We start from the raw sequence: 24,391 nt of genomic DNA on the forward strand, positions 1-24,391 counted from the left end.
TTTATTTATAACCAAAATCATACAACCAATGGAGAACTTAATTCAAATAAAACAACCATACAATTCTTTAGAGGAACTCTATGAAGTCTTAAAAAAAGAATCCGGTTTTGAGTGTTCAAAAGAATATGATGTTTGGGAACATCGTACGGACACCAGCGGACAAATGGCACAATGTATTGTACTTAAAAAAAGTGGCATGCACGCTGTTAAGTTACTTTTTGTGAATGAAAACACGGTGAAAGTAAACCATATCATTCCCAATAAACTAATGCACGCCTATTTCGGAAAAAGTGTAAAGGCTCGCAGAAGCATCTTAGAAGTGATTACCGGAGCCATAAAACAGGCCGTCTTGGTAAAATCGCAGCAGCAAGCCTTTGAGGAATTGGAGGGCAAAATTAAAAGTTTAGCGGCCTAAAATTAATAATGTAATCCAATTAATCACATAACAATAATGGATAAAAGCAACAAGTATTTTCCACCAATACATCCTAAAAAATCATCGACAAGGCAGGATGAAAAATGGGACGAGGCAGTAGCTCTTTTTAACAGTAAACAATATAACGAGGTAGTGCCTACCCTATTGGATTATGTCGGGAATCATCTTTCCGGCAAAAAAAAAGGTGACACCTACGAAATACCCCATGGGTCGGTAGTGGTATCCATTACCCAAACAACTGATGAACTGTTGATCAAATGTCCTTTTTTGAACATAAAAAATGCCAAAAAAGTACCCATGATGCGAAAATTGGCAGAACTCAGAATGTATCCGCTCAATTTGACCAATATAGTCTTGGACAATCATTTGGTGTATTTTTCTTTTTCATGTCCAATAAGTCTTTGTGAACCGTACAAAATCTATGGGGTGCTTCGGGAAATATGCTATTACGCAGATAGCTATGACGACGAGTTTATAGAAAAATTTGGTGCAGCCCACATACAAGAGCCAAAAACAACCCCTTTTCCAGAAAACAGTAAACAGGAAGCTTACGATAATTATCTAAAAATTTTGGACGATGGCCTACAACGATTTGACCGGTACATGGAAAAACGGCATGGAAACAATGCATGGTACATGTTGAACATCACCTTAAAAAAGATAGAGTTTCATGCAGAGCCCCAAGGGTATGTACGTACCCTATTGGAAAAGGCGATAGACGGACTTTTTGATGGTAGGCTACCATTTCATGACCGATTGCTGAATGGAAAATCGGCCTTGGAAAAATTGAAAGAACTCCCTAAGGAGCAATTCATGGCCGACCTCTATCAGACAGAAACCTTTATTCCCTATAAATACAGCGGAAAAAAGGAAAACATCAGAGAAAATTGGCAAGAAAATTATGAAGAAGCGCAGGAAATGATCGCCAACTCCAGATTCGAGGATGCTTCCAATCTTATACAGTCCTGTTTTTACAATATGTTCTTTTACAATTTGGTAAACGAAGAAATCAGCAAACCCATCACCGACGCCCTATCACAAGCTAGTGATTTGCCATGGAGCCAAGCGGCCCCCATCCTTTTAAAGGGTATGCAAGACATCATGGAAGATACCTTTATGGATGCCGATTACGGTATGGACCTTACAAAACTGATGGGCGAACAAATGCAACAATCTATGGCGGCCATGCAAAAGATCATGGCAAACTTTAAAACCAATTAAGCAAGGAATCATGAAGAATATAGAAAGTTCGGTATTTAAGATAAATACTGCAAACGGCACGGGCACAGGTTTTTACAATAAAGAAAATGATATTATCATCACAAACTACCACGTGGTGGCGGGTTGTCATACCGTTAGCCTGGAAGGGAAAGATAAAAACAGGTACTTGACCCAAGTGCTTTATGTAAATCCGGGAAAGGACATTGCGTTTTTGCGAGCTAACGACCTTCCAAAACCTATTGAAACGGTGGTAATTGAACATCGGACAGAATCAAAATCAAGAGACAAGGTGATTGTCTTGGGCTATCCTTACGGTATGCCATTTACAGTTACCGAAGGTATTGTTTCAAATCCACGCCAAAGTATAGGAGGCAACTATTATATTCAAACGGACGCCGCCATCAATCCAGGAAATAGCGGTGGGCCGGTAATCAATGAAAAAGGGGAGTTAATGGGGATTGTGACCTCAAAATTTTCCGATGCCGACAACATGGGTTTTGCCATTCCCATGGAAACCCTTCGGGAAGAATTAACGATAGTCAATGATATGTCGGATGCCTTTACCCTTGGTTGTTCCAACTGTGGGGGACTTATTGAAGAAAAGACCGATTACTGCCCCAATTGTGGCACACTTGTAGACGAAAAATTATTCGAAGAAATGGAACTTTCCGATTTCAGTCTAAAGGTGGAGGAAGCCATATCCAAACTCGATATCAATCCCATTTTGGCAAGGTCGGGCAGAGAGCGTTGGTATTTTCACCAAGGCAGTGCAGAGATACGCATATTCGTTTATGACAACAATTATCTATTCGCTACCTCTCCCCTAAACGACTTGCCCCGTAAAAATCTGGCTGAGATTTATGAGTACATCCTAACCGCGGATATGGGTCCGCATCGATTGTCCATTTCCGATAATCAGATCTACTTATCGTATCGCATCCATATCAGTGATTTGTATTCCGACCATAAAAATGAAATTCTGGAATGTCTGGCCCAGCTTGCCACCAAAGCCGATGAACTGGACAATACATTTGTAAACGATTTTGGAGCGGAAATGACACATTACAGCAAATAGTGCTACGAAAGCCAAAAATTATTACTTGAAACAGGTAAACTTGAAAGGATCAATGGTTCCACAATATAATATTTCACAGCATGGCACATTCTTAATAAAGTTTAGTGCTATGCTGTTCATTGCCCTATTATTTGTTTCATGTAAAGCATTAGTGCCAACTTCTGGAGAAAAAGTAGTTTTTAAGAAATTGGATTCCGTAATGTATCCATTTCAAGAAATAACGAATGAGAATGGTTCAAAATCAGTTTCTGATTTGCTTGAAGAAAAAGAAATCGTGCTTTTAGACGATTGGAGAAAGTCAACATCAATTTTAGCAAATTTTATTCAAGCGGAGTGCGCGGGCTGCTCCAACCGAACAGCAGACCTAAAACCCCTTTATAAAGCAGAAAAAGGAAAGTTTATCCATTTTGGAATTCAAAACGAGATGGGTGTTGAAAATTGGGTTTTTAAGAAAAACGGACGATTTATGACCCGTTTTTACATGTTTCAAGGCGAAACACAAGAAAAAATCAACGAAGAACTAAAAGACTTTCGAAATATAGATTATGTGTTGGAAAGTGTTTATCCAATCGAAATCAATACTAAAAATGCTTACCTAGAACATGTATCATATGCTCATGGTTTAGAAGCTGATAAGCAATGGTACAAAACCATATATCCAACAAAAATCAGCTATGCTATAGACTTAAAGCAAAAAAATCCCGTTTTAAGATTTATGTTCAAAGGTGGATTGTACTCGTATCAAAAACCTAATAAAAATGGGCAAAATCAAATCATCAACTTTGTGGAGCCCTCTTTTTACGCAAATGCTGTAACTATTGATGAGCCTCAATCCTATTCTTCCCTTACCGATGCCTTTTATGCCAATGCCACCTTTTTCTTGTTCTTTTTGGAGGAAGATGCCGAAGTTTCAATCCGTATGAAGTCAAAGATAAAGGGTATGGATTTCCGTTTCTCCGTGCTAGAAAACAATGGTTTTTTCACCATGGAAGAATACCTCAACAAAAAGGGAAAATTACATGGTCAATATCGAGAAAAATTAAAGAAGGGAGGGTACTTGATCCGGGTTGCACATGAGAGTGCTGATTTCATGCAAAACCCATTGTATACCGTTGAGATAGATAAAGTAAATGTTCATTTTCCTAATAATCCAAAAAGCCATTGAGTTATTTTAATATTAAAAATAAGCCAACGTTGTGTTCATACTAGTCATTGCCATACTGATTATTGTAGCAATTCTGCTATTGATCCTTGCCTTTAGGTTTTTCAAGTGGACCTTAAAAAGCAAAAGACGGGTTCAGGCAGTTTTGGCCGTGTTGGTATTTGGTGCGACGGGACTGGTAATCCACCACTTCTTTTTTAAGGATATGCGGTTTATTCAGTCAAACGTATATCCCAATTTGTATTTGGTAAAATATCCGGATAAAGATTATTCCGTAGTACAGAATGCCATACAAGAAAAAATAAAGGTGCACCTACGGACAGAGCATAAAACCGGAAAACCACTTTCGTATACCGGCGAAAATGGGATTTATTTTTATGAATACGGGGGAACGACATTTGGTTTTATTGGGGAAGCTGGCACAGGCTATTTTATTGACCATGAAGAAGATTTTGGGGGCTTTGTAAGCGAAGAACTGGGTATGTACCGGGATTACCGCTTGGCTGAGTTTTATTATGACCCATGCCTAAATGATTCAACCCTATACTGTGGCGAAATCAATTACTTCAAAGAAGGTGAATTCTTCAAAGCCGATAGCCTAAAGAATATTTTTTCAAATGGTATTTATCCTAAAACAAAACGTGTAAAATGAAGTTTCAAGTTGTATTTCTAGCAATCTTATTACTGTCTTGTGGTCAGGAGAACAAGCGCGCTGAAAAAGAGCAAAAAGCTAAAGATTCGGTGAATGCCCTCTTTATGGAAGCTTCAGAAAACTTAAACGCGGACGAATGGGAAGCTCCAGCTGGGGCTCAAGAAAAAAGTCCAATGGAAATCAGCATCCTAAACCTGTATAAATCCATGGAAGATAAGGATGAAGAAGAATTTCTACGGCAGTTTCCTCAAGATTTTGAACAGTTTCAAAGCTATTTTGGCTGGGATACACCAAATGACGCTCCCCATGAACTTTACGAACACAGTGTACATTATATCGAATACTTGTTTTATCTGCTGCGAACCAACAAATACCCTAGTTATGAAAAAAACATTATCCGTATTTGTGAGAACGGACAATGGGAAGCAGATGGGGTCAACTACTTTCAACACCATGTGCTAAACTATTTAAGGGAATACAAAAAATATTACCTGATAAACGAGCTAAGTAACGAAAAGGCAAAATCGGTGCTATTCTTTCTCTTTGACGGGCCACATCCAAAATTTGATGCTGATTTTGCATCCCATTTAACTACTTCGAAAAAACAGATTTTAGAAGATTTATTTGAAACAGCGTTTTTTGATGACAATGAAAATCCGGACCCATTTCCAGATGACCGAACCAATGGCACCTACACCTTATCGGATTACATGGAAAACGAGCACTTTTTTATCAGGGATATTGACATCAACAACGATGGCATAGTCGATAAAATAGTAAGTGCAGGGCCTTATCAAGGAGACGAACTATTGCTCTTTAAAAATGAAGGGGAAGCATACCAATTCGCTTTAAAAACCACCAATTTTTCTGAAGATGGAGGCAATCAAATTGTTGATGTGGTCGCAGAACCCGATGGTTTTTTCATTAAAACTGCCTTTCCTGATGGCGGACTAAACGAGGCCTACCATCACATAGCCTTTAACAAGAATAGTTGGATACTGACCAATTCGGTCTACAGAACCCGAAACGGCAATCAAAAAGATGCTTTTATCTATGTATGCGATGTAGCGCAAGGACTAGATATGGCCGACACCCATTTTTTTGAGAAACTAAAGGGGATGCCCGATGAAGTTGAAAAAGACACTGTTTGCACGAAAGAAATGTTATAGATGCGAATTTTAAAATACATATTGGCCTATCTATTTTGGACGCTGTTGTGCCTGTTCATAGGCATTGGCTATATGCGTTTGGTCTTAGGAGCCAATACGGTAAACGAAGAAGGATTGGGCTATTTGCTACATCTATTTTATGATATAGGGATGATTCAAGTTGGTCTGTGGGTTGGGAGCGCCATTGCATTATGCTTCGTGTTGTTAGATATTTTTTACCTACGAAAGAAACTGAAAAACAACCCGAAAAGGACGGTTATCCGTTTGGCGGTATTGCTAATGATTACTGTACTCGTTTCCATAGTGCATTATTTACTCGAAAAAGTGATTGACGTAATATAGTATAAGAAACTAAAAACAGTGGATTTATATAAACCATAATCGGCATTAAATGAAAATTCAATATCACATAGCCATACTAGTACTTACAATCTCCTGTGGCCATGGCTCCAAAACGAAAAAAAAACCGGAGATCGAAACCCAAGGCGCCGTTGAAATCATTGAAACGGCTTTGGACACCTTACCTAAGAGCGTGCATTTAGATTTTGCCGAAGTAATTGCCAACAGCCAAACTAAAAAATTGCCACACATCGAAGACACGAATTTTGACAGTTTTATCGATGAAGACGATTATGATGAGGTAGATGCCAAAGCTTTGAAACTGGACCAAATCTATCCTGATTTTAATTCGGAAGGTCATAATTACAGGGCGATCACCATCTATAAGATACCTGTGAATACAAATTTTCACACCATTGTAACAACCATTCAACACGGAGACCATGAAATGGAGACGATTATAATCAATTATGATACGGAGGGGAACATCATAGACCACAAACAAGTAGCTTTCGATGAAATAGCCGAAGGCATGTCCAGGACTGTCTCCCGAATTAGCGAAAGCAAACTAACGGTAAACAAAATATTTTGGGGCAACACCAAAGAAGTAGAAGAAATTGAATATGAAATTAGGGGGAATGGCACCATTGAAAAAGTAAGTGTCAAAAGATTGAACGATTCCTTTAAAAATTTTGCACTGATCGATGGCGTTTTAACGGACCTAAATTTGGATTGGGTGCAAACAAAGACCGATTTGATCACTACTCTGGAAACCCCAGACAATCCCAACGAAAGCATTGTGGTCATCCCAGAAGTCGTGGATGAAGGCGAACAGTATTTTGACCTCAACAGCCACATTGTTATTGCGGACAACCGTTCTGGAAAAATAATGAACAAGTACTTTGAAAGTCACCAGACCAACCAATGGATTTCTGATGCCATTGAGTTAAATGAAATTCAGATTGCCCCAAATTTACTTGAGATTACTGAAAACAAAGTGGCTTTCGGCTTGTACGTTTCCTACTTCGGACACTCAAGGGTCAATCCATACCAAAATAAAACACTGTCCCTTTTCATGAAATCAAAAGATAGTTTGATCAAGGTGCTTGCCAATTATACCGTTGCCATGAATCGTGGAGAATGGGATGAGGATTGTGACGGAAGATTTAAAGATGAAGAAAAAGCGGTGGTGATGAGCACTAAGAAGACCAATGACCATTTTGATATTCTGATAAACAACAAGATAACCGAAACCAAGATGTTTAAAGATAATGATGGGGAATGCCAAACAGAAAAATTCTTTCATGTTAAAAACAATGTCTTGAAATTCAATGGAAGTACGTATACCGAACATGATTCTGGGGCCATTTTATTTTCCGAGTACGATCCAGAAAAATTGGAGGGCATTCACATAGATAGGTTTGATGTAGATCACGCCTATCAGTTGGAGGCATTCAAAATAGCAGCAGGAAACTATAAACCAGAAAACGGACGAACCGTAGCCCCAGATACTGAAACGGATTGGGGCGATAGACTTTTAATGTTGGATGCATCCAACAAAATAGTATACCGATCGAAAGGTATAGGTGATGCCTATCTATTTGAGCCCCATTTTTATAAAAGCAACGCATCGGACAAAGTCATTATTATTTGTCAAATGGCATTTGAATATCCATTTGGAGGTGAGGCTTTTATTCTTGAAAACGGAACCCTGAAGTCTATAGGAACCCTTGACATTGAACCCTATGATGAAAATTTGGATAATTATTTGACAGATGTTTTAGAGATAAATGAAATAGAAGGTAGCCTTGTTTTCGCCCTCAAATCTGAAGAAGTGATTCTAAAGCCTGGTTCAGAAGACACGCTTAAGACCAACAAAAATGTCATTTACGTGTATCAAAACAACGAATTGGCGTTGAAACAAATTAGAAATGAATTTTAGGAACATAGCATTTTTGATGGCATTCTTTTTGGTTCAGGTGTTTTACGCCCAAAGTGGACCTATGCTGCCGGAGCTGCCCGCCAAGGGAAGGTCAATGCAAAATATAATCCCGACCAATTGGAAAATTTTATCTAAAGCTTCAGGAGATCTAAACGGAGACGGTTATAAAGACATCGTGTTTGCGATCGAAAGTCCCATAGAGAAAAAATATGTCTACAAGGACAGTTCAGATAGCGATACGCTACACATTAACCCGAGGATATTGGGTATCTACTTTGGCAAACGCAATGGAAAATTCAAGAAAGTGCTTCAATCCAACGCGTTTATCATTAACCAAAATACACCCACGATGGAAGAACCTTTTAAAGGGCTTCAAATTCTTCCAAATGGTGAATTACAGATAGATTTCTATATATGGCCATGTCGCGAATGTACAACATGGTCTTCCCACGAATACATTTTCAGGTTTCAAAATAGAGCTTTTGAATTGGTCGAATATAAGGAAAGTGCTGCCCAAAGGGTATCGGGTGAAGAAATGAATTATAGCATCGATTTTCAAAATAAAACACTGAAAATGATAACCGAAACCCGCAATGAGGACGATGAGCGTGAATATAAGGAGACCTTACAAAAATTTGAGTTAGATCACTTAAAAACAATCCAGTCTTTGGGTAAACCCTTTGAGTGGGAATTTCAACAGTTACGCATATAACCATTTAAAAAAAGTAATATGAAAATCATTATCGCCATTGCAATTCTAGCACTTATCGGGCTAACTGGCATTATTGTCAACAACCGGATAATTGGTAAAAAAAATCAAATCAAACAAGCCTTTGGCAGCATTGAGATTTATCTTAAAAAAAGGTTTGATTTGATTCCGAACCTTATCGCCATGCTCAACAAATATCTGGCGCATGAAAAGGAAACCTTGCTAAAGATCACAGAACTACGCAGTACTGTTGAAAAAGCCTCTGGGGCGAACGAAAAAATAAAGGCCTCAAACGAGCTAACGCATATTATTGGCGGGTTGAACATCAACGTGGAAAACTACCCCGATTTAAAGGCCGACAAGCAATTCACGAACATCCAGTATGAACTTTCTGATATTGAAGACCAGATATCCGCGGCACGACGTGCCTATAATGCGGCGGTCACCAGCTATAACAATACCATAGAAATGTTTCCCGCAAGTATTATCGCGGGTATTCGAAAAGACCAACCCGGTACGCTATTGGAAATTCCAAAAGCGGAACAAAAAGAAATCAACGTTAATCAATTTTTAAAACCATAAATCATGCAAATGTTCGAAAACTTACCCTGGTACGGTTATGTGATACTGGCCATCGCTATTGCTTCTTATGCCATTCGTTATTTTAAAATTGGAAAGAAAGAATACGATGCCCCGGCCAAGACGAAGGCGAAATTTAGAAAGTCGCCAAACAGTAATCTCAATCAAGAACAATTATTTGGCTTAGCCTTGTATACGCCCATAGCCGAATGGTGGAAAGCCAACACCAACACCCTATCATTTCTCACTGCCAAAGATGTTAAGCCCTATCTGGAAGGTTGGGGCATTGATACCGTGGAAGGGTATTGGGGTTTGACCGAGTATTTTATGAAAGATGGTCGCCGATGGTACTTTGATTTTATCCAAGGAATGATTGAAAACGAACCTCAAGAAAAATGGGGCGAACTAATGGATCAAAAATTCGGCAGTAATGAGCGGGCCCATCGTTATTTGAAAACGTTAAGTTCTGGAGAAGCCCTAAACAGTTTAAAGCAAAAAGGCATCATCCTTTTTGATTCCGAATTAAAGCTTGGTGTGGCAGGTTATGATGCGGCAGTATTGGTCGGGCAGGCACGTAAAGCCTATACCGGCAATCTTATTTCTGAGGAAGAAGCCTGGAAGGTCATCAATTTTGCCAAAGCATTGGCCTTGCAACATTTTTCTTCTTGGGAAGATTTTGGAAAAAGCTTTGCCCTTGGTTTTGCCATAGATATAAGTGCCGATTCCAGTACGTACAAAGAAGAAGTATTCCACCTTTACAAACAGGTTTTGGAAAGCCCAGACAGTCCGTGGAACACCATAAAATGGCCATAATATTAAGATAATGCAAGAGCGCATAGTAGCGGCCTATTCCGAAACCAGCAAAGTGTTGGATACGCTTTATAAAAAAAAGAAGCGCACCCTTTTTTTGCAAAGAGTCATGTGGGGCATTACCGGTATGTACCTCATATTTATGCTTGCATTGTTGGGCATACAATACATACCAATGCTCGAAAATACTTCTTTGGCTTTTTTGGATGTATTTAAGCCTACACCCACCAATCCCTACGCATCCCTCTATCCAATAATGGGGCTGATGGTCCTTTTATATCCGACCACCATCTTTTTTACCAGGGCATTTCAAAAATTTAAAACCACGGAACAGAAAACCATTGCTAAAATGGTCAAAATGCTGTTTCCACAGGTTGAGTTTACCCAAGGTGCAATGGCCCCAACCAATGAAGTGGCAAAAAGCAAATTATTCCCTTGGATAAAGGAAGAAGCACCAGTTTATAGTTACGGGCAGATTAGAGGAAGAACCAATGATACAGAAATAAACATAACGGACTTGGGCATTGTGGAAAACAATGTAGCCAACAAGTTTTTGGGTATATTAATGCGTATTCCCGTTCTAAATATGTTAGGCGTTATGTACCAGACCGTATTCAAGAATATGGTAACCAAAAAATTAGCTGACAACACCAACTATTCTTTCCGGGGTATGTTCTGTTGGTTGCGGTTTAAAAAGAAATTGAACGGCCATACGGTGGTATTGTCCAAAAACCAAATGACAAAATTGGACCGATTGGCCAGTTTTAATTTTAAGGAAGAGCAGGAAATACATTTGGAAGATCCAAGGTTTACCAGCAAGTTTATGGTGTACGGTACCGACCAAGTGGAGGCCCGTTATGTTCTATCTGCTTCAATCATGGAAAAAATTGTTGCTTTAAAAGAAGAATTTGACCGACCCATATCGATGTCTTTTCAAAATAGACAAATGTATATGGCCGTAAAAAATGCGAATGGGCTGTTTTCATTTCCATCAGGAAAGCTGGACAGTATTAAGCTAGTGGAAGAATTGGCCAATGACATTGAAACTGCCTTGGAGATTTCCGAAGAATTAAAATTATAGATTGTGTATTCATCTGATACTATGGGAATTTATTGGTAAAACCGTTTTTTAGATTAGTGTGACTGAAAAAGATGTATAGCAACTAGTTGCTTTACACAATTGTTGTGTGTCATTAAAAACAACAGACTAAATGAGAATTATTAAAGTAGTCTTATTAATCTTATTGATATTAACATTAAGTTGTAAAGACAATAAGAACTCAAAAAAAGTTGAGGAAAAAAAAACTATCGAAGAGAAAATTGAGATTAAAGAAAGCAGACAATTACAATTTTTATACTTTGCGAATGGTGGTCTAATTGGCTATTTTGATGACGGAACAATAGTTGGATGTCCAAGATGTGATTTAATCGATGAAAATATTGAATTAATTAAAAGTCGAAAACCTCACTCAAGATTTAAAGTTATTGACAAAATATTAATCTCTGAACAAGGAGATTCTGTTCCAATAAATTCAATGAAAAATAATGAATGGGCTATAATTAATTACAAAAGCACTTTAAGAGAGCCTAAAAGTCCTAGTAAAAAAGAAATTAAAGATATTGCTTTATCATTTCATAAATGGTATATAAAGAACACAAACGAATTTAAATCTAAAGTTCCGACAGGCTTTGAAGTTACTGAAGGTGATAACGATAATTGCATTATTAATTACGAACCATATTTTAATGAATTACGAAAACTTGGAACAATTTCAGAAACATTTTTAAAAAAGGAAAAAGAACGTACAAAACTTTGTGTAGAAACAATATCAAAAATGAAATGGAGCGATTATATCGGAGTAATACCTGAAAATTGTGATGATTATTTGTATTGGACAAGAAGACAAGATATTTCCGAAAGTGTTGAAGTGGTAAAACTAAATCAAAAGAACAATCTTTGGGAAGTAAATATATCCATAAATAGAACAGAAGAAGCTATTGTTATAATAGAGAATGAAAACGGAAAATACCTGATAACTGAAATAAAATGGCTGAATAAATAACGCCACACAACACCGTGTATAAAAAACATAGCTAGTAAGGGCTAAACCGAAAGGCTTGTGCATTTTTGCAAGCACCGCCAAATCTGCTATTTGGCTAAGTGATAATCCGAAAAATTAGCGTCTATTTATACGCTACGTTTCATACACAAGACCGTTGGCCTTCATTATGACCAATAAACTAACATTTTACACTTTATTGACACTTTTTTACAATTGAAAAGTAGTAAACCAAATTTATAGCAGTAGGCTTAACAAAAAAAAATATGAAATTAATATCCAAATTCTGTTTACTGTTATTGGTAAGTTCGTGTTCAGGTGAATCCAATTCAGATACTGATAAAAATTTTACTACAAAGGCTGATAAAATTAATGAAATCATCAGTTTATACTCTGATTACGAAAGTTTCAATGGAGCTGTTGCTGTGTCGCATCAAGGCGCTATCCTATACAAAAAAGGGTTCGGTTTCGCTAATATGGAATGGGATATACCTAACGAAACAGACACAAAATTCCAAATAGCGTCAATAACAAAATCATTCACAGCGATGCTAATTATGCAATTAGTAAACGAAGGTGAATTAGATTTAAAAAAGCCAATCGCTGCATATTTACCAGATTATCCTAAAGAAAACGCCAACAAAATCAATATTCATCATCTTCTTACGCACACTTCTGGTATCCCAAATGTGAAAAGCGATATAAAAGCAAATCGCCCAGAAGATATGGTAAATCAATTTGCTAATGAACCGCTGAATTTTGTTCCTGGTTCAAACTTCGATTACAGTAATTCAGGGTATACATTATTGGGTTATATCATTGAAAAAGTGACGGGTAAACCCTATCAAAAGGTTTTAAGAGAAAAGATTTTTAATCCGCTAAAAATGGAAAATAGCGGATTTTACAAACACAGACCAATCATTAAAAAAATGTCGTCAGGTTACGATACGTGGTATCCAGAATATTTTGATGTTGACAAATCCGATGAGTCTTCAGCATACGCTGCGGGCGGATTGTATTCTACAGTAGATGATATGTTATTATGGGACAAAGCTTTAGTCAATGAAGAATTACTGCCAAAAAAGTATATGGATATGATTTTTACCAAACACAGTCCAGATGGAAATCATCATTATGGATACGGTTGGGAATTAAGAAAAGTGAATGTCGGAAAAAAAAATATAGAAACAATTAGTCATAGCGGCAGAGTTGATGGATACCGAACCATCTTTACACAAATTCCTAAAACTAATTCGTGCATAGTACTTTTTAGTAATACCAGTAACTCACTTTTACATAGGATTAACACCGCTATTTTAGCCATTCTAAATGACCAAAGCTATGATTTCCCTTTGAAACCTATTACACTATTTATGGATAGAATCATTGAGAAAGAAGGAATAGACAAAGGGATTGAATTTTATAAAGCCAACAGTAAAAACCCAGCCTACTCTATTTCTGAAGATGAACTCATTCTATCTGGTTATTATTTTCTTAAACAAGACAATTTTAATAAGGCGCTAAAAATTTTCAAATTAGCTATCGAAACTTTCCCCGATAAATATAACCCTTATCACAGTTATGCAGAAGGCTTAATGAAAATTGGCAAGAAAAAAGAAGCTCTTGTGAATTTTAAAATGTCATTGAAACTTAACCCAAATAATGGAAGAGCAGCACGTATGATTGAGATATTAGAAAATGAAGTGAAAGAATAACGAAAGGCTAACAACGTGTATAAAACATAGCTAATAAGTGCTAAACCGTAAGGTTTGTGTCTACTTGCAAAGACCGCCAAATTTTTAAATTTGGCTTTTTGAGAAATTAAGATAAAATATAAAAAATTGGCTCTGTGCTAAACCCAAAATGTAGTATCTTTTTACACACTACGTTTCATATACGAGACCGTTGCAAGCCATTTGAACAAAACGAATGAAGAAATCAATTTTAAAAGTAACACTACTCTTTTCAATTCTTTGTAGCTGTCAATCAGAAATAAAAACCAGCGAGAAAGAAAAATATTTACGTTGGGTTGGAGACATTGAGCAAAATGACCAAATAGATGAAACAGCATTTAAAGTTTGCAACGGAGACGATAAAATTCTTCAATATTTCAATTTAGGTAATGGACCTATTTATGCCGGAGAAAAATCTAAAGTCTTAAACACGTTCAAATCAAAATACAAACCAATATCAGGCAAAAAAGAAAATGGACTAATCAGAATACGGTTTATTGTAAATTGTGAAGGAAAAGCAGGAAGGTTTAGAGTTGTTCAATCAGATTACGATTATCAAGAAAAAGAGTTTGATGATGAAATTGTTTCTCAACTTTTAAACATAACCAAAGGAATTGAAAATTGGGAAGTTTTAAAACAAAACGAAGTGCCGATCGATTATTACATGTATCTAATATTTAAAATTACCGACGGACAACTAACAGAAATTTTGCCTTAATGAAATACTTAAACTTTTTAATATTACTGTTTGCATTTTCAAATGTATTTGCCCAACCAAATTGCGAAGCCTACAAATATTATGGAGATACTTTAAAATACGAAGCTTGTAAAAAAGCAATGGAAATTAGTGGTCATTACCAATTCAGTAAAAAGTACCAAACCATTTTAGACGAATCAATAGAGATTGACCCAACATTCGATTATGCATATTGGGCAAAATCTATTGCCTATTTGAAAAGTGGAGACTTTGTTAGTTGGAAAAAACTGATCGACAAGGCAGTTGAGTTAAAGCCAAAAAATCATTTAGGATATAGAGGTTGGTGTCGCTATCAATTCTTCAGAGACTACAAAGGAGCAATAAAAGACTTCGAAAAACTAGATAGTTTGGTAGGTTATGATATTGGACAATCTCAAAACGGAACATATCATTTGAACATTGCCAAAGGTTTGTGTTATAAAGCAATTGGAGAAAAAGAAAAAGCTGTTCAAATTATAGAAAAACAAATTAAACTAAACGAAAAAGAGAACTTTATTGGCTCCTACGATTATTTACATTTGGGAGTTCTCTATTTGGAGTTAGGAAATTTTGAAAAAGCAATTGAATTATTTAAGAAACAATCAAAAGACAATGAATTGGCCGAAAACCAATATTATTTAGCCTTGGCATACAAGAATTTAAATAAAAAGACTGAATATAAATCCTGTTTAGAAAAAGCAAAAGAACTTTATATCGGACAGAGCAGAATGTTCGATTTTTATTCAAACCCAATGGACAAAGTATATTTAGAGAATATTGAAAACGAAATAAAAACGGCGTACAACAATGGCCATAGGTAATTGATTCTCCTCGCCTACTTCTGAAAATCCTCACGGATTTTCAGTTTGGTGCGTGCTTGCAAAGTTAAATGCTAAACCAAGCAACTACTCATAGCCGAGGCTGTTGGCATGCATTAAAACTTTAAGAATGAAAAAAATCATTTTACTAACACTTATATTACAATTATTTTCTTGTAAAGACAAACAGGATCGATTGAACCTTACTCAAGGTGTTTATATATCGAACATAACCATTATATCTTCTGAAGATGGAAACTACAGCCCATATATAGGTCATCTGGTAATAGAAAAAGATAAAATCGTTTACTTTGATATAAACGAGCCAAGTGTTAACGGCAAATTTGAAGAAATTGACGGAACAGGGAAATTTTTAATTCCGGGATTAATCGATAGCCATGTTCATATCACAGAAGTACAAGGAATGCTTCCTTACCATATGGAAAAACACCCTGAATTGACAGAAGAATTTAATAATCAGATGCCCCGAAGCTATTTGTACTATGGCTTTACAACTTTGATCAACCTGGGAGGCATATCAGAAGAACAGATTGCTTCTTTTAACGCACACCCCATTAAACCAGATTTATTTCATACTGGCAGATCAGGTGCATCAGTTGCAAATGGCTATCCTATGAATTTTGCTCCTGAACAACTCCGATTCGAGAGCACTCCGAATTTCATATATCTGGAAAGTGAGGCCGACAATATTCCTGATCGATTCGACCCAGTAGATCACACCCCAAAAGCTGTTGTAAGTCGGATAAAAAATTCTGGAGGCATTGCTGTCAAATCATATTATGAATCTGGTTTTAGAGGGATGCCAAAATTGCCCGTGCCCACAAAAAGTATTATGACCGACCTGCTAAATGAAGCCCGATCAAACGGACTTGTTCTTACTGTTCATGGCAATTCACTGGAAGCACATTCATTTCTGGCCGATATTGGAGTGGATATTATCGCCCATGGTTTATGGAACTGGGGAAAATACAAAGATGTACCAAAAGACTCTTTGCCAAAAGAGATAAGGAGGGTACTAGACTTGCAAATTCAAAAACAGATTGGTTATACACCTACTTTGACGGTTATAGCTGGAGAAGAAGCTTTAGCAGACGATAGTTTTCTAGGCAATCCTGAATTAAGCAAAGTTGTCCCAAAAAAATTGCTGGAGTGGTATGCGACAGAGGAAGGACAATGGTTCGCCAATGAGCTTTTTACGGACTATACTGCCGAGGAAGTCCATAGCATATATGGCAACATTCAAGAACATGCGAAACTCGTCTTAAAATACCTGTCGAATAATGGAGGGTTAGTGTTATTCGGTACTGACACTCCTTCGGCACCAACATATGGAAATCAACCCGGTCATAATGGATTTTGGGAATTAAAATTAATGAATGAAGCTGGGGTTCCGCTAAATCAAATTTTAGCTTCAGCGACAATTAACAACGCAAAGGCTTTTAAATTGGACTCAGATGTTGGTTCAATAAAAGTTGGAAAAAAAGCAAATTTAATATTGATGACAAAGAATCCTCTTGAAGAAATAGAGGCCTACAATACTATTGAAAATATAATTCTAGGAGGTGAAGTAGTAGTTAGGGAAAGTTTATCCGTAAAATAACAACTACATGCCAACAACCTATATAAAAAATAGCGGTTTAGTCGCTTAAATGAAACAAAACGAATAAATTAAAGGTCAGCTATAACCTGAAAAGTTAGTGTATAAAAATTCGCTGTTTTTTATATACCAGACCGTTGTGCAACATTGAAAAGAACCGAAATTATCATTGAAATCGACAGAAACGAAATATGAAAATAATTGGCGAGAGAAGTCTTTGGATAATTTAAAAAAGGCCTATTGGAGCAAACCAGATTATGAAAGCCATTTGGTCAAGACTTGTCACCAACTCAGAAAAAAGCCATTAAAGGAATTCGAGATAGAAGACCTTAGAATAATGATCGGTCAAAATATCGGACCGAAGTTTTTAGTTTCAGTTGCTATTGAAGAATTGAAAGAGAACATACTTAATGAACTGATTCAACAAAATTTAGAATTGTCGGACCAAAATGCTCCAGAATTAAAGGAAGAATTTGAAGGCCTTAAATCAAGTGTTAGATGACTTGGAACAATTTATTATTAATATTAATCGCATTCGGATCAATGCTGCTTGCTTGGAAACGGTTGACAACAAAATCACTTTTTCCAACTAAGAAAAGACTCGTTAGACTTTTAGAGAAGGCTGAAAAAATGGTGTCGAAATACGAGGGTGGCTACTCGGGAGAATACTTATCGGCCCAAGAATTCCATAAAGACTTAAAAACTGCTATTGTAGACTATAAGAATGGGGACGATTCAAGACTTGACCAGTTATATATTTGGTTTGCTCCGACCTGTCAATGGGACGATTTTGTTGGAAAAGAAGGTGAAAGCATAGCAAATGAAATATTTGAAATAGTGAGTAAACTGAAAAAGAAATAAAAAACGTTGCTCAATAAGATGTATAGCCAATAGGGCATTTAGAGATAAATTGAAAGTCCTGTTCTTTGAGCAGGCAACGTCAAAACAAAAGTAATGTGTTTCGAGTCTACCCTACCTGCCATAGCTGAACTGTTGGCAACAATTAAACCAATCTATTGACAAAAAAATGAATTCAATTTTAGAGCAAATAAAAGCAGAAAATGAAAAATTTGGAGAAATAGATATACAAGTTGACAATTTCATCTGCAAAGACTGGAATGTTTATTACAATTTGTATAATCCTGAAAATTTCGAAGACCCTGAAAATAGCCCTGAATGGTACGATGTATCTGAAGTTTACGAATATTATGAAACCCCTTTTTCAACATCTGACAAGATTTCTTTCTATTCATCAAAAAGAGTCGATGATTTTCAAACTATAAAGGAATTAATAGAAAAATCAGCTGAAATTGAAAAAAAGCTATTGACTGCGATTGTAAATTATACTTTTGGAAATGGCGGAGCTTATGCATCTGCCAAACATTATGAATACGCAAAAAGAACAATGGAGATTTTGCATAAAACTGAATTCTCTAACGAAGAGTTTATCAAAAAAAATCTATGTATTGATACTATTTCATTTGGAGACAAAAATGATGAATTAGAATTACTTTTTAATTGTAGTTGGAATGAAGAACACGGACTAAAAATCAATTTAAAAAATAACGAAATAATGTCTATTGAATAAAAAACCACTAACAACAACGTATATAAAAAATAGCGGCTTTAGTGCTTGAACAGAAGATAAATAATAAAATAAAGGTCAGTTATAAACCGAAAAATTAGTGTATAAAAATCCGCTACTTTTCATACACTAGACCGTTAGCAACAACCCTAAAAAAATCAAGTAAGATATGAAAGTTATAAAACAAACATTTTACTTTTTAGTTCTTCTGATGCTAATACCTTTAGCTGTTAATAGTCAAAATAAATACAATTTAGACTTTAACGATTTTAACCAAGAAGAACAAAAAATGCCCACAGGATGGTTTAAGTGGGGGGATTTCGAAAATTTAACGGGAGAAATTATTAGCGAGGGTAATTCTGTGGGGAAAGTTGTTTCCGATAAAGATGGGGAATTTGGCTGCATTACTTATAGAATACCAGCAAATTACGTTGGAGACACCATTGTACTTTCTGGTAAAATCAAATACGAGAATGTAAAAGGATTTGTAGGGCTTTTGATGCGGATTGACGGAAATTCAAAAAAAAGGTTTTTAGCGTTTAAATCAATGCAAAATCAAAAAATAAGAGGAACAAGTGATTGGAAAGAATATTCTATAAAACTACCTTTTCCATCTAATGCAAAAACAATCTTTGTAGGCGGAATTTTAGGCAAAAAAGGTGTCGCTTGGTTTGATGACTTTAAAGTGAGTATTGACGGCAAAGACATTCAGGAATTAAAAGAAACAAAAAAGTTAACTTTAGAAAACTACAATTCTAACGAACTAGAATCGGCTTTATCAAAATCCTCTAAAAAATTGGACTTTTCCAACGAAGAAAGTCTGCGCAATAGTTTAGACCCTTTGATAGAAAAAATCGGAGACAAAAAGATAGTTGCAATAGGCGAAAGCACACACGGAACATCTGAATTTTATCGACTTAGAGAAATCATAACAAAAAGACTAATTAAAGAAAAAGGGTTTAGTCTCGTTGTTTTGGAAAACCCATACGATGATATTGAAATCTTGAACAAAGATTTGGATAAAATGCCATTAGATAGCTTAATGCGAAAACACCTATTTTCAATTTATCAAACCCAAGAAATAAAATCTTTCTTACAATGGTATAAGGACAACAAAACCCGATATAACATTAAGTTTAAAGGTTGTGACGATTCATATTGGGTTTTCTATGAACTACTAAAAGACAACATTAATCCAATAAATGATAAAATATTGAATAAGCTTTTGAAGGAATTAGAATCCAATATTGCAAAAAGTTCAACTGATAATTTAAAAAAAGAATACAAAGTCAATAATTCAATTTACAATAACATCTTAGAAATTGAAAATTATTTAGAATCAACTAAAAAACTAACTAAATCAATCAGAGAAATTCTATTCAATGGGAAAAACACATATATCAACTATGCAAACATTAAAAACCAAAAACCATATCAAAGTCGAGATGAAATAATGGCAGACAGAATATCATTTTTGGCTAAAAATTCGGACAATAAGATTATTGTTTGGGCTCACAATGCACATATTTCAAACGAAATTATCATAGATAATGAAATAGGGATTATGGGCAGAGATTTAAAAAATGATTTCAATAAAGATTATTACACAATTGGACTTACGACCTTAAAAGGCAATTATTCATATATAGATGAAAAATTTATAAACGGAGATCACAGTTATAAGGAGAAACTTAAAATCGAATCATTTAAACCAATTGATAGCTTGTTTTGGGAAAATAGATTATCTGAAATTGGCAACTCGTTTATTATAAATATGTCCGATTTAAAAAATGAATTAACCACAGACAAAATAATGGGTCCTACAAGGCTAATTGGATATTCAAAAGAGTCGGAAGAGGATATTTATTATCTTCCATTAATCAAGAATTTTGACACGATGATTTTCATTAAAGAAACTAATTCAACCAAACCAATATTCGAGTGAAAAGGGCAGTTGCTAACAATGTACAAAAAAATAAGGCGGAAAGGTGCTTAAATAAAGGCTTGAGCATATTTTCAATGTCGCCAAATCTTTTGATTTGGCTTTTAAAAAAATAAGATAAAAACAAAATACAAAAGATTCGGCTTGTGGCTAAACGGAAAGGTAAACGCTTACCATCTGCCCTACTTGCCATAGCCGAGCCGTTGACAGTCATTTAAAAAAATATTCAATTGAAGATTTTACTAAAAATTTATAGGATTCTGACATACATATTTTTAATATTACTAATAGTCGGACTTTTTCTAAGCGCATACGAATATTTCACTGAAAAACGCGACGTCGGATTTGACGGACTTTCGATAAACATTATTATCATTTGCCTTTTTATAATTGTGGGTTACTATCTCTTGAAAACAAAGAATATTTTTCTTCTAAAACCGAATGAGATTTTAAACAAAGCAGACCTGGCTGGCTTTAAATTTGATAAAGTGACCGGAATCGGGAACTTTTTAGTTGGACTGGCCATAACTGCGTTCCCTATTTATATATTCCTTATATATTCTATTAATCCATTAGATGTAAAAGAAATCCTCAGGATCAGCTTGCTTTTACTTGTCGGTTTTTATGGAATTTTAAAAATAAACTATACGATACGGACTTTAAAAATCATATTTGACGTAAACAAAAACTAGTCTGCACAAGAAAAAGTACGTATACCAACAAAACCTAAACGTAATGCGGACTTAAGGGCAAAACCGAAAGGTCTGTGTATATTTATGATGTCGCCAAATTGAAAATTACACGTCAGCGGAATATTCAAAATCGGCAATTAAAAAATAAAAAGATTCGGCTAATCGTTTAAACGGAAACAAAAGTGATTTTTTATTCCCGTACTAATCATAGCCGAGACGTTACCAACAAGCTAAAAACAAACTATGAGAATACTTATAACATCCTTTATGATTTTAAGCATTGTTAGTTCTTTTGCTCAAAAAAATGATTCATTGGTCTATGGGTTCGGAGAAAACCTCAAAGTATATAAAACTCAGGAATCAAAAACTTTTAAAATCAAAAAAAATGACAAAAAAGTAATTTTCAAAAACCTAAAATTCATCGAACCTTTAGGAGAATATTTACAAGTTTTAGATAAAAACAATATTGCTTTCTACATTGACAGCAAAGGAAATAAGAAAGAAAAAGTAAACATAAACCTTGAACTATGTGGAACTGTCCCTAATTATATCTATCAAATCATAGAAAAAAAAGGAAAATATTATTTGACCGAGAACGAAAACTTCTATGATTATGAAGATAAAATTCCGCCAAAAATTATTGATTCAATCGGAATAAAGGGAATTGAAAAAATTAACTTTCCAAACAACCAAAGGAAAATCGAATTTGACGAAAACACATTTATTTTTAATCATACAAAAGTATTCCCAAACGCAATTATAATTAAGAAAGGAAAAAAACAGGGAGTTTTATATGGCAATGACTTAAAATACTTTGACGAAGTAACCTATGATTCTGGTTTATTAAAAGTTCGAATAAATAACGAGTATGGATACTACGGCATAACAGAAGTGAAATATAAAGAACTTGAAGAATTTACATTTGGATTAGCTAAATTTAAAACGACTGACAATAGAATTGGTTATGTTGATTCGAATGGAAATGAATATTATAAATAAAGCCAGTTGACAGCAACGTGTAAAATTAATTGCTGGTTTTAGTCTATTTACAAATGTCCTCACGGATTTTCTATTCCGTTTGTATTTGCTAAATTAGTTACTGAACCACATAACGAAATCATACACAAAACCGTTAACAATAATTTGAAAAAAAACAAACTACAAAACAATATTACTAGCTTATATTCCAATCGGAATTAAGTACTGGTTTTAGAGGATATCATGACTTTGTGAAGTATACTATCTTTTTGGTCAGTGGTATCATAGTGTTTATTTGCACTTTAATAAAACAGGGAATAAGAATTAAGAAAAAAGTTGAAGTTAGAGATGCCAAAATTAGTATAATCCTGCTTTTAATTTCTACTTTTTTAGCCATTGGCTCATTATATTTTCCAGATTATTTTTTTACTGAAATTAAAAACACCCGTTATTACTTCTTATAATTTCGAAACAGAATCTAAACACCATAAGCTTTTAAAACCCTATCAATAAAATTTAAAATGGACGATTTAATAATCTTAGATATATTTTGGGACCGACAATTGGTAAAAGATAAATCAGGCAAAGAGTTTGAAATTTTTAGAGGAAAAGATTACGATCACGACTGGGTAAATTTAGGACACGGATATTCAAAAAATAAAGATTGTATTTATTATTACCTCAACACTTGTTTTGAGAAATATCTAAACAAGATTGATATTGACAGCTTTAGTGTAATTGAAGCTAATAAAGCTGAAAACACCATTTATTTTAAAGATAAAAACGCTGTCTATCTAGAAAGTTATATGTGTGGATCTACAATCTTACCTGATGCGAGTCCAAACAATTTTAGAATTTTAGATATTGATAACGGCTACTCCACTTCGGGGGAAATCGATTATTGGTATGAATCTAAACTACCTTATTCCCTTTCTGAAATGACACCAATTAATGAATGTTACCAAAGAGTTGGAGATACCGTATATTATGGCCATACCGTAAGAATGACTTGTGATGTGGAAACTTTTGAACAAGTTCACCCAAAAGTGGATACACTTTTTAAAGACAAAGACCATCTATATTTTAAAAGTGAAATAGTAGAAGGAGCAAATCCTGCAACTTTTCAATTTTTGGAAGAATGCATAGGAGAGGATGCCCCATATTATTTAGAATGTGATATTCATTACTATGCCAAGGATGACCAATATGCCTATTTTGTAAACGAGCCTTTTGGTATCAAGGTAATTAAAACTAGAGATTTGGAAAATTTCAGGTTTGAAGTGATAGATGAAATTGGATATGGAAGAGACTCTAAATACAGATATGAAAAAGGGAGAAGAAAAAAAATAAATTGAATAAAAATTAACTACTGCCGACAAAACCTGAACGTAATGCGGACTTAAGCGCAAAACCAAAAGGTCTGTGTATATTTATAATGTCGCTAAATTGAAAAAAATAAATACAAAACAAAAAGATCCGGCTGGTAGACCAGACGGAAACTGGCCAGCGGGCCAACTCGCCCGCTGCTATCGCAGATGGCGTGCCCCGTACTGTACATAGCTAAACCGTTGGCAACAAGTTGATAAAAAACTGCCTTGATTCACTAATCATAACAGAAAAAAGTTGAAAATAAATATCTCAAAAATATCTTTTGAAAAACTGACTAAAAAAGAATTGCAAGTATTTCATAATTTGAACAATGAAAACTATGGTGAAAAAATAGCGCATAAAGTATCTGAGAAATTAAAACAGTCCGTTAATGAATCAGATGGGTTATATTTTTCTCATCGAGACTATTGCGGAATAGGAATATTTTTCCAAAAAGGAAGTTTTATTTTGAGCACAGTCTATGATGGTCATGGCATTGATAAAGTTATTGCTGAATTTAATTCTGATACTGAATTTATTAATTGGTTGTCTAAAGAAAATGACCAAAGTATGTCATTATATGGAGAGAAATTTAATAATCAGACTATAACTAAATTGAGATTAAATTGGTTTCTCGAAGATAACTATTCACCCGTTTGGAATGACTATTGTGAATACATCAGAGCAACAGAATGATTGAATTTTATATTAATTGAATAAAAAAACCAATGCCAACACCGTACAAAATTGCGGTTTAGTGTTTAATC

At 35.1% G+C, this 24,391-nt stretch carries 24 protein-coding genes; all 24 read left to right on the forward strand.

From position 1 onward, the window contains the following. The first annotated feature begins 28 nt into the window (after positions 1-28). The 24 genes from J8L85_RS00115 to J8L85_RS00230 all read left to right on the forward strand — a co-directional run bounded on the left by J8L85_RS00115 (position 29) and on the right by J8L85_RS00230 (position 24,320). Positions 29-415, forward strand: a complete 387-nt coding sequence (locus tag J8L85_RS00115; RefSeq protein WP_211013680.1) for a hypothetical protein — start codon at positions 29-31, stop codon at positions 413-415. Between the two features lie 36 nt (positions 416-451). Beyond that, entirely contained in the window at positions 452-1,657 is a 1,206-nt protein-coding gene (locus tag J8L85_RS00120; protein WP_211013681.1) for a hypothetical protein, read from the forward strand. 10 nt (positions 1,658-1,667) lie between these two features. Further along, entirely contained in the window at positions 1,668-2,732 is a 1,065-nt protein-coding gene (locus tag J8L85_RS00125; RefSeq protein ID WP_211013682.1) for a trypsin-like peptidase domain-containing protein, read from the forward strand. A gap of 25 nt (positions 2,733-2,757) precedes the next feature. After that, the gene (locus tag J8L85_RS00130) at positions 2,758-3,897 is read left to right on the forward strand and encodes a hypothetical protein (protein ID WP_211013683.1); all 1,140 of its coding nucleotides are present in this window, start codon (positions 2,758-2,760) and stop codon (positions 3,895-3,897) included. Positions 3,898-3,928: 31 nt separating this feature from the next. Beyond that, complete coding sequence (locus J8L85_RS00135; protein WP_211013684.1) at positions 3,929-4,546, forward strand: hypothetical protein; 618 nt, start codon at positions 3,929-3,931, stop codon at positions 4,544-4,546. Further along, positions 4,543-5,715: a hypothetical protein gene (locus tag J8L85_RS00140; protein ID WP_211013685.1), complete on the forward strand. Its 1,173-nt coding sequence runs from the start codon at positions 4,543-4,545 to the stop codon at positions 5,713-5,715. Before J8L85_RS00135 ends, J8L85_RS00140 begins: the two co-directional genes overlap by 4 nt. Further along, entirely contained in the window at positions 5,716-6,057 is a 342-nt protein-coding gene (locus J8L85_RS00145) for a hypothetical protein (RefSeq protein WP_211013686.1), read from the forward strand. Between the two features lie 49 nt (positions 6,058-6,106). Then, positions 6,107-7,996: a hypothetical protein gene (locus J8L85_RS00150; RefSeq protein WP_211013687.1), complete on the forward strand. Its 1,890-nt coding sequence runs from the start codon at positions 6,107-6,109 to the stop codon at positions 7,994-7,996. After that, the gene (locus tag J8L85_RS00155) at positions 7,986-8,708 is read left to right on the forward strand and encodes a hypothetical protein (RefSeq protein WP_211013688.1); all 723 of its coding nucleotides are present in this window, start codon (positions 7,986-7,988) and stop codon (positions 8,706-8,708) included. Before J8L85_RS00150 ends, J8L85_RS00155 begins: the two co-directional genes overlap by 11 nt. An 18-nt stretch (positions 8,709-8,726) precedes the next feature. After that, positions 8,727-9,287, forward strand: a complete 561-nt coding sequence (locus J8L85_RS00160) for a LemA family protein (protein ID WP_211013689.1) — start codon at positions 8,727-8,729, stop codon at positions 9,285-9,287. Positions 9,288-9,290: 3 nt separating this feature from the next. Next, a complete protein-coding gene (locus J8L85_RS00165; RefSeq protein WP_211013690.1) occupies positions 9,291-10,097 on the forward strand; it encodes a DUF1266 domain-containing protein in 807 nt (268 codons plus the stop codon). A 10-nt stretch (positions 10,098-10,107) separates the two neighbouring features. Continuing rightward, a complete protein-coding gene (locus tag J8L85_RS00170) occupies positions 10,108-11,175 on the forward strand; it encodes a DUF3137 domain-containing protein (RefSeq protein WP_211013691.1) in 1,068 nt (355 codons plus the stop codon). 130 nt (positions 11,176-11,305) lie between these two features. Further along, complete coding sequence (locus tag J8L85_RS00175; protein ID WP_211013692.1) at positions 11,306-12,157, forward strand: hypothetical protein; 852 nt, start codon at positions 11,306-11,308, stop codon at positions 12,155-12,157. 263 nt (positions 12,158-12,420) lie between these two features. Beyond that, positions 12,421-13,869, forward strand: coding sequence for a serine hydrolase domain-containing protein (locus J8L85_RS00180; RefSeq protein WP_211013693.1), 1,449 nt, complete (start codon positions 12,421-12,423; stop codon positions 13,867-13,869). 214 nt (positions 13,870-14,083) lie between these two features. Next, positions 14,084-14,605 carry a hypothetical protein gene (locus J8L85_RS00185; protein ID WP_211013694.1) on the forward strand — a complete coding sequence of 174 codons (522 nt, stop codon included), beginning with the start codon at positions 14,084-14,086 and terminating at the stop codon, positions 14,603-14,605. After that, on the forward strand, positions 14,605-15,444 hold the full coding sequence (locus tag J8L85_RS00190; RefSeq protein ID WP_211013695.1) for a tetratricopeptide repeat protein: 840 nt from the start codon (positions 14,605-14,607) through the stop codon (positions 15,442-15,444). Before J8L85_RS00185 ends, J8L85_RS00190 begins: the two co-directional genes overlap by 1 nt. Before the next feature lie 127 nt (positions 15,445-15,571). Further along, complete coding sequence (locus J8L85_RS00195) at positions 15,572-17,062, forward strand: amidohydrolase family protein (protein WP_211013696.1); 1,491 nt, start codon at positions 15,572-15,574, stop codon at positions 17,060-17,062. Positions 17,063-17,228: 166 nt separating this feature from the next. Further along, entirely contained in the window at positions 17,229-17,561 is a 333-nt protein-coding gene (locus J8L85_RS00200) for a contact-dependent growth inhibition system immunity protein (RefSeq protein ID WP_211013697.1), read from the forward strand. Next, the gene (locus tag J8L85_RS00205) at positions 17,558-17,920 is read left to right on the forward strand and encodes a hypothetical protein (protein ID WP_211013698.1); all 363 of its coding nucleotides are present in this window, start codon (positions 17,558-17,560) and stop codon (positions 17,918-17,920) included. Before J8L85_RS00200 ends, J8L85_RS00205 begins: the two co-directional genes overlap by 4 nt. Before the next feature lie 166 nt (positions 17,921-18,086). Continuing rightward, positions 18,087-18,647, forward strand: coding sequence for a hypothetical protein (locus J8L85_RS00210; protein WP_211013699.1), 561 nt, complete (start codon positions 18,087-18,089; stop codon positions 18,645-18,647). 166 nt (positions 18,648-18,813) lie between these two features. Next, positions 18,814-20,589, forward strand: a complete 1,776-nt coding sequence (locus J8L85_RS00215) for an erythromycin esterase family protein (protein ID WP_211013700.1) — start codon at positions 18,814-18,816, stop codon at positions 20,587-20,589. 932 nt (positions 20,590-21,521) lie between these two features. Continuing rightward, on the forward strand, positions 21,522-22,277 hold the full coding sequence (locus J8L85_RS00220) for a hypothetical protein (RefSeq protein WP_211013701.1): 756 nt from the start codon (positions 21,522-21,524) through the stop codon (positions 22,275-22,277). Positions 22,278-22,777: 500 nt separating this feature from the next. Beyond that, positions 22,778-23,611 carry a DKNYY domain-containing protein gene (locus tag J8L85_RS00225; protein ID WP_211013702.1) on the forward strand — a complete coding sequence of 278 codons (834 nt, stop codon included), beginning with the start codon at positions 22,778-22,780 and terminating at the stop codon, positions 23,609-23,611. A 268-nt stretch (positions 23,612-23,879) separates the two neighbouring features. Next, positions 23,880-24,320, forward strand: coding sequence for a hypothetical protein (locus tag J8L85_RS00230; RefSeq protein WP_211013703.1), 441 nt, complete (start codon positions 23,880-23,882; stop codon positions 24,318-24,320). Positions 24,321-24,391 lie beyond the last annotated feature (71 nt).

Origin of the sequence: Maribacter sp. MMG018 (assembly GCF_018100785.1) — a bacterium.
Classification (GTDB): Bacteria; Bacteroidota; Bacteroidia; order Flavobacteriales; family Flavobacteriaceae; genus Maribacter.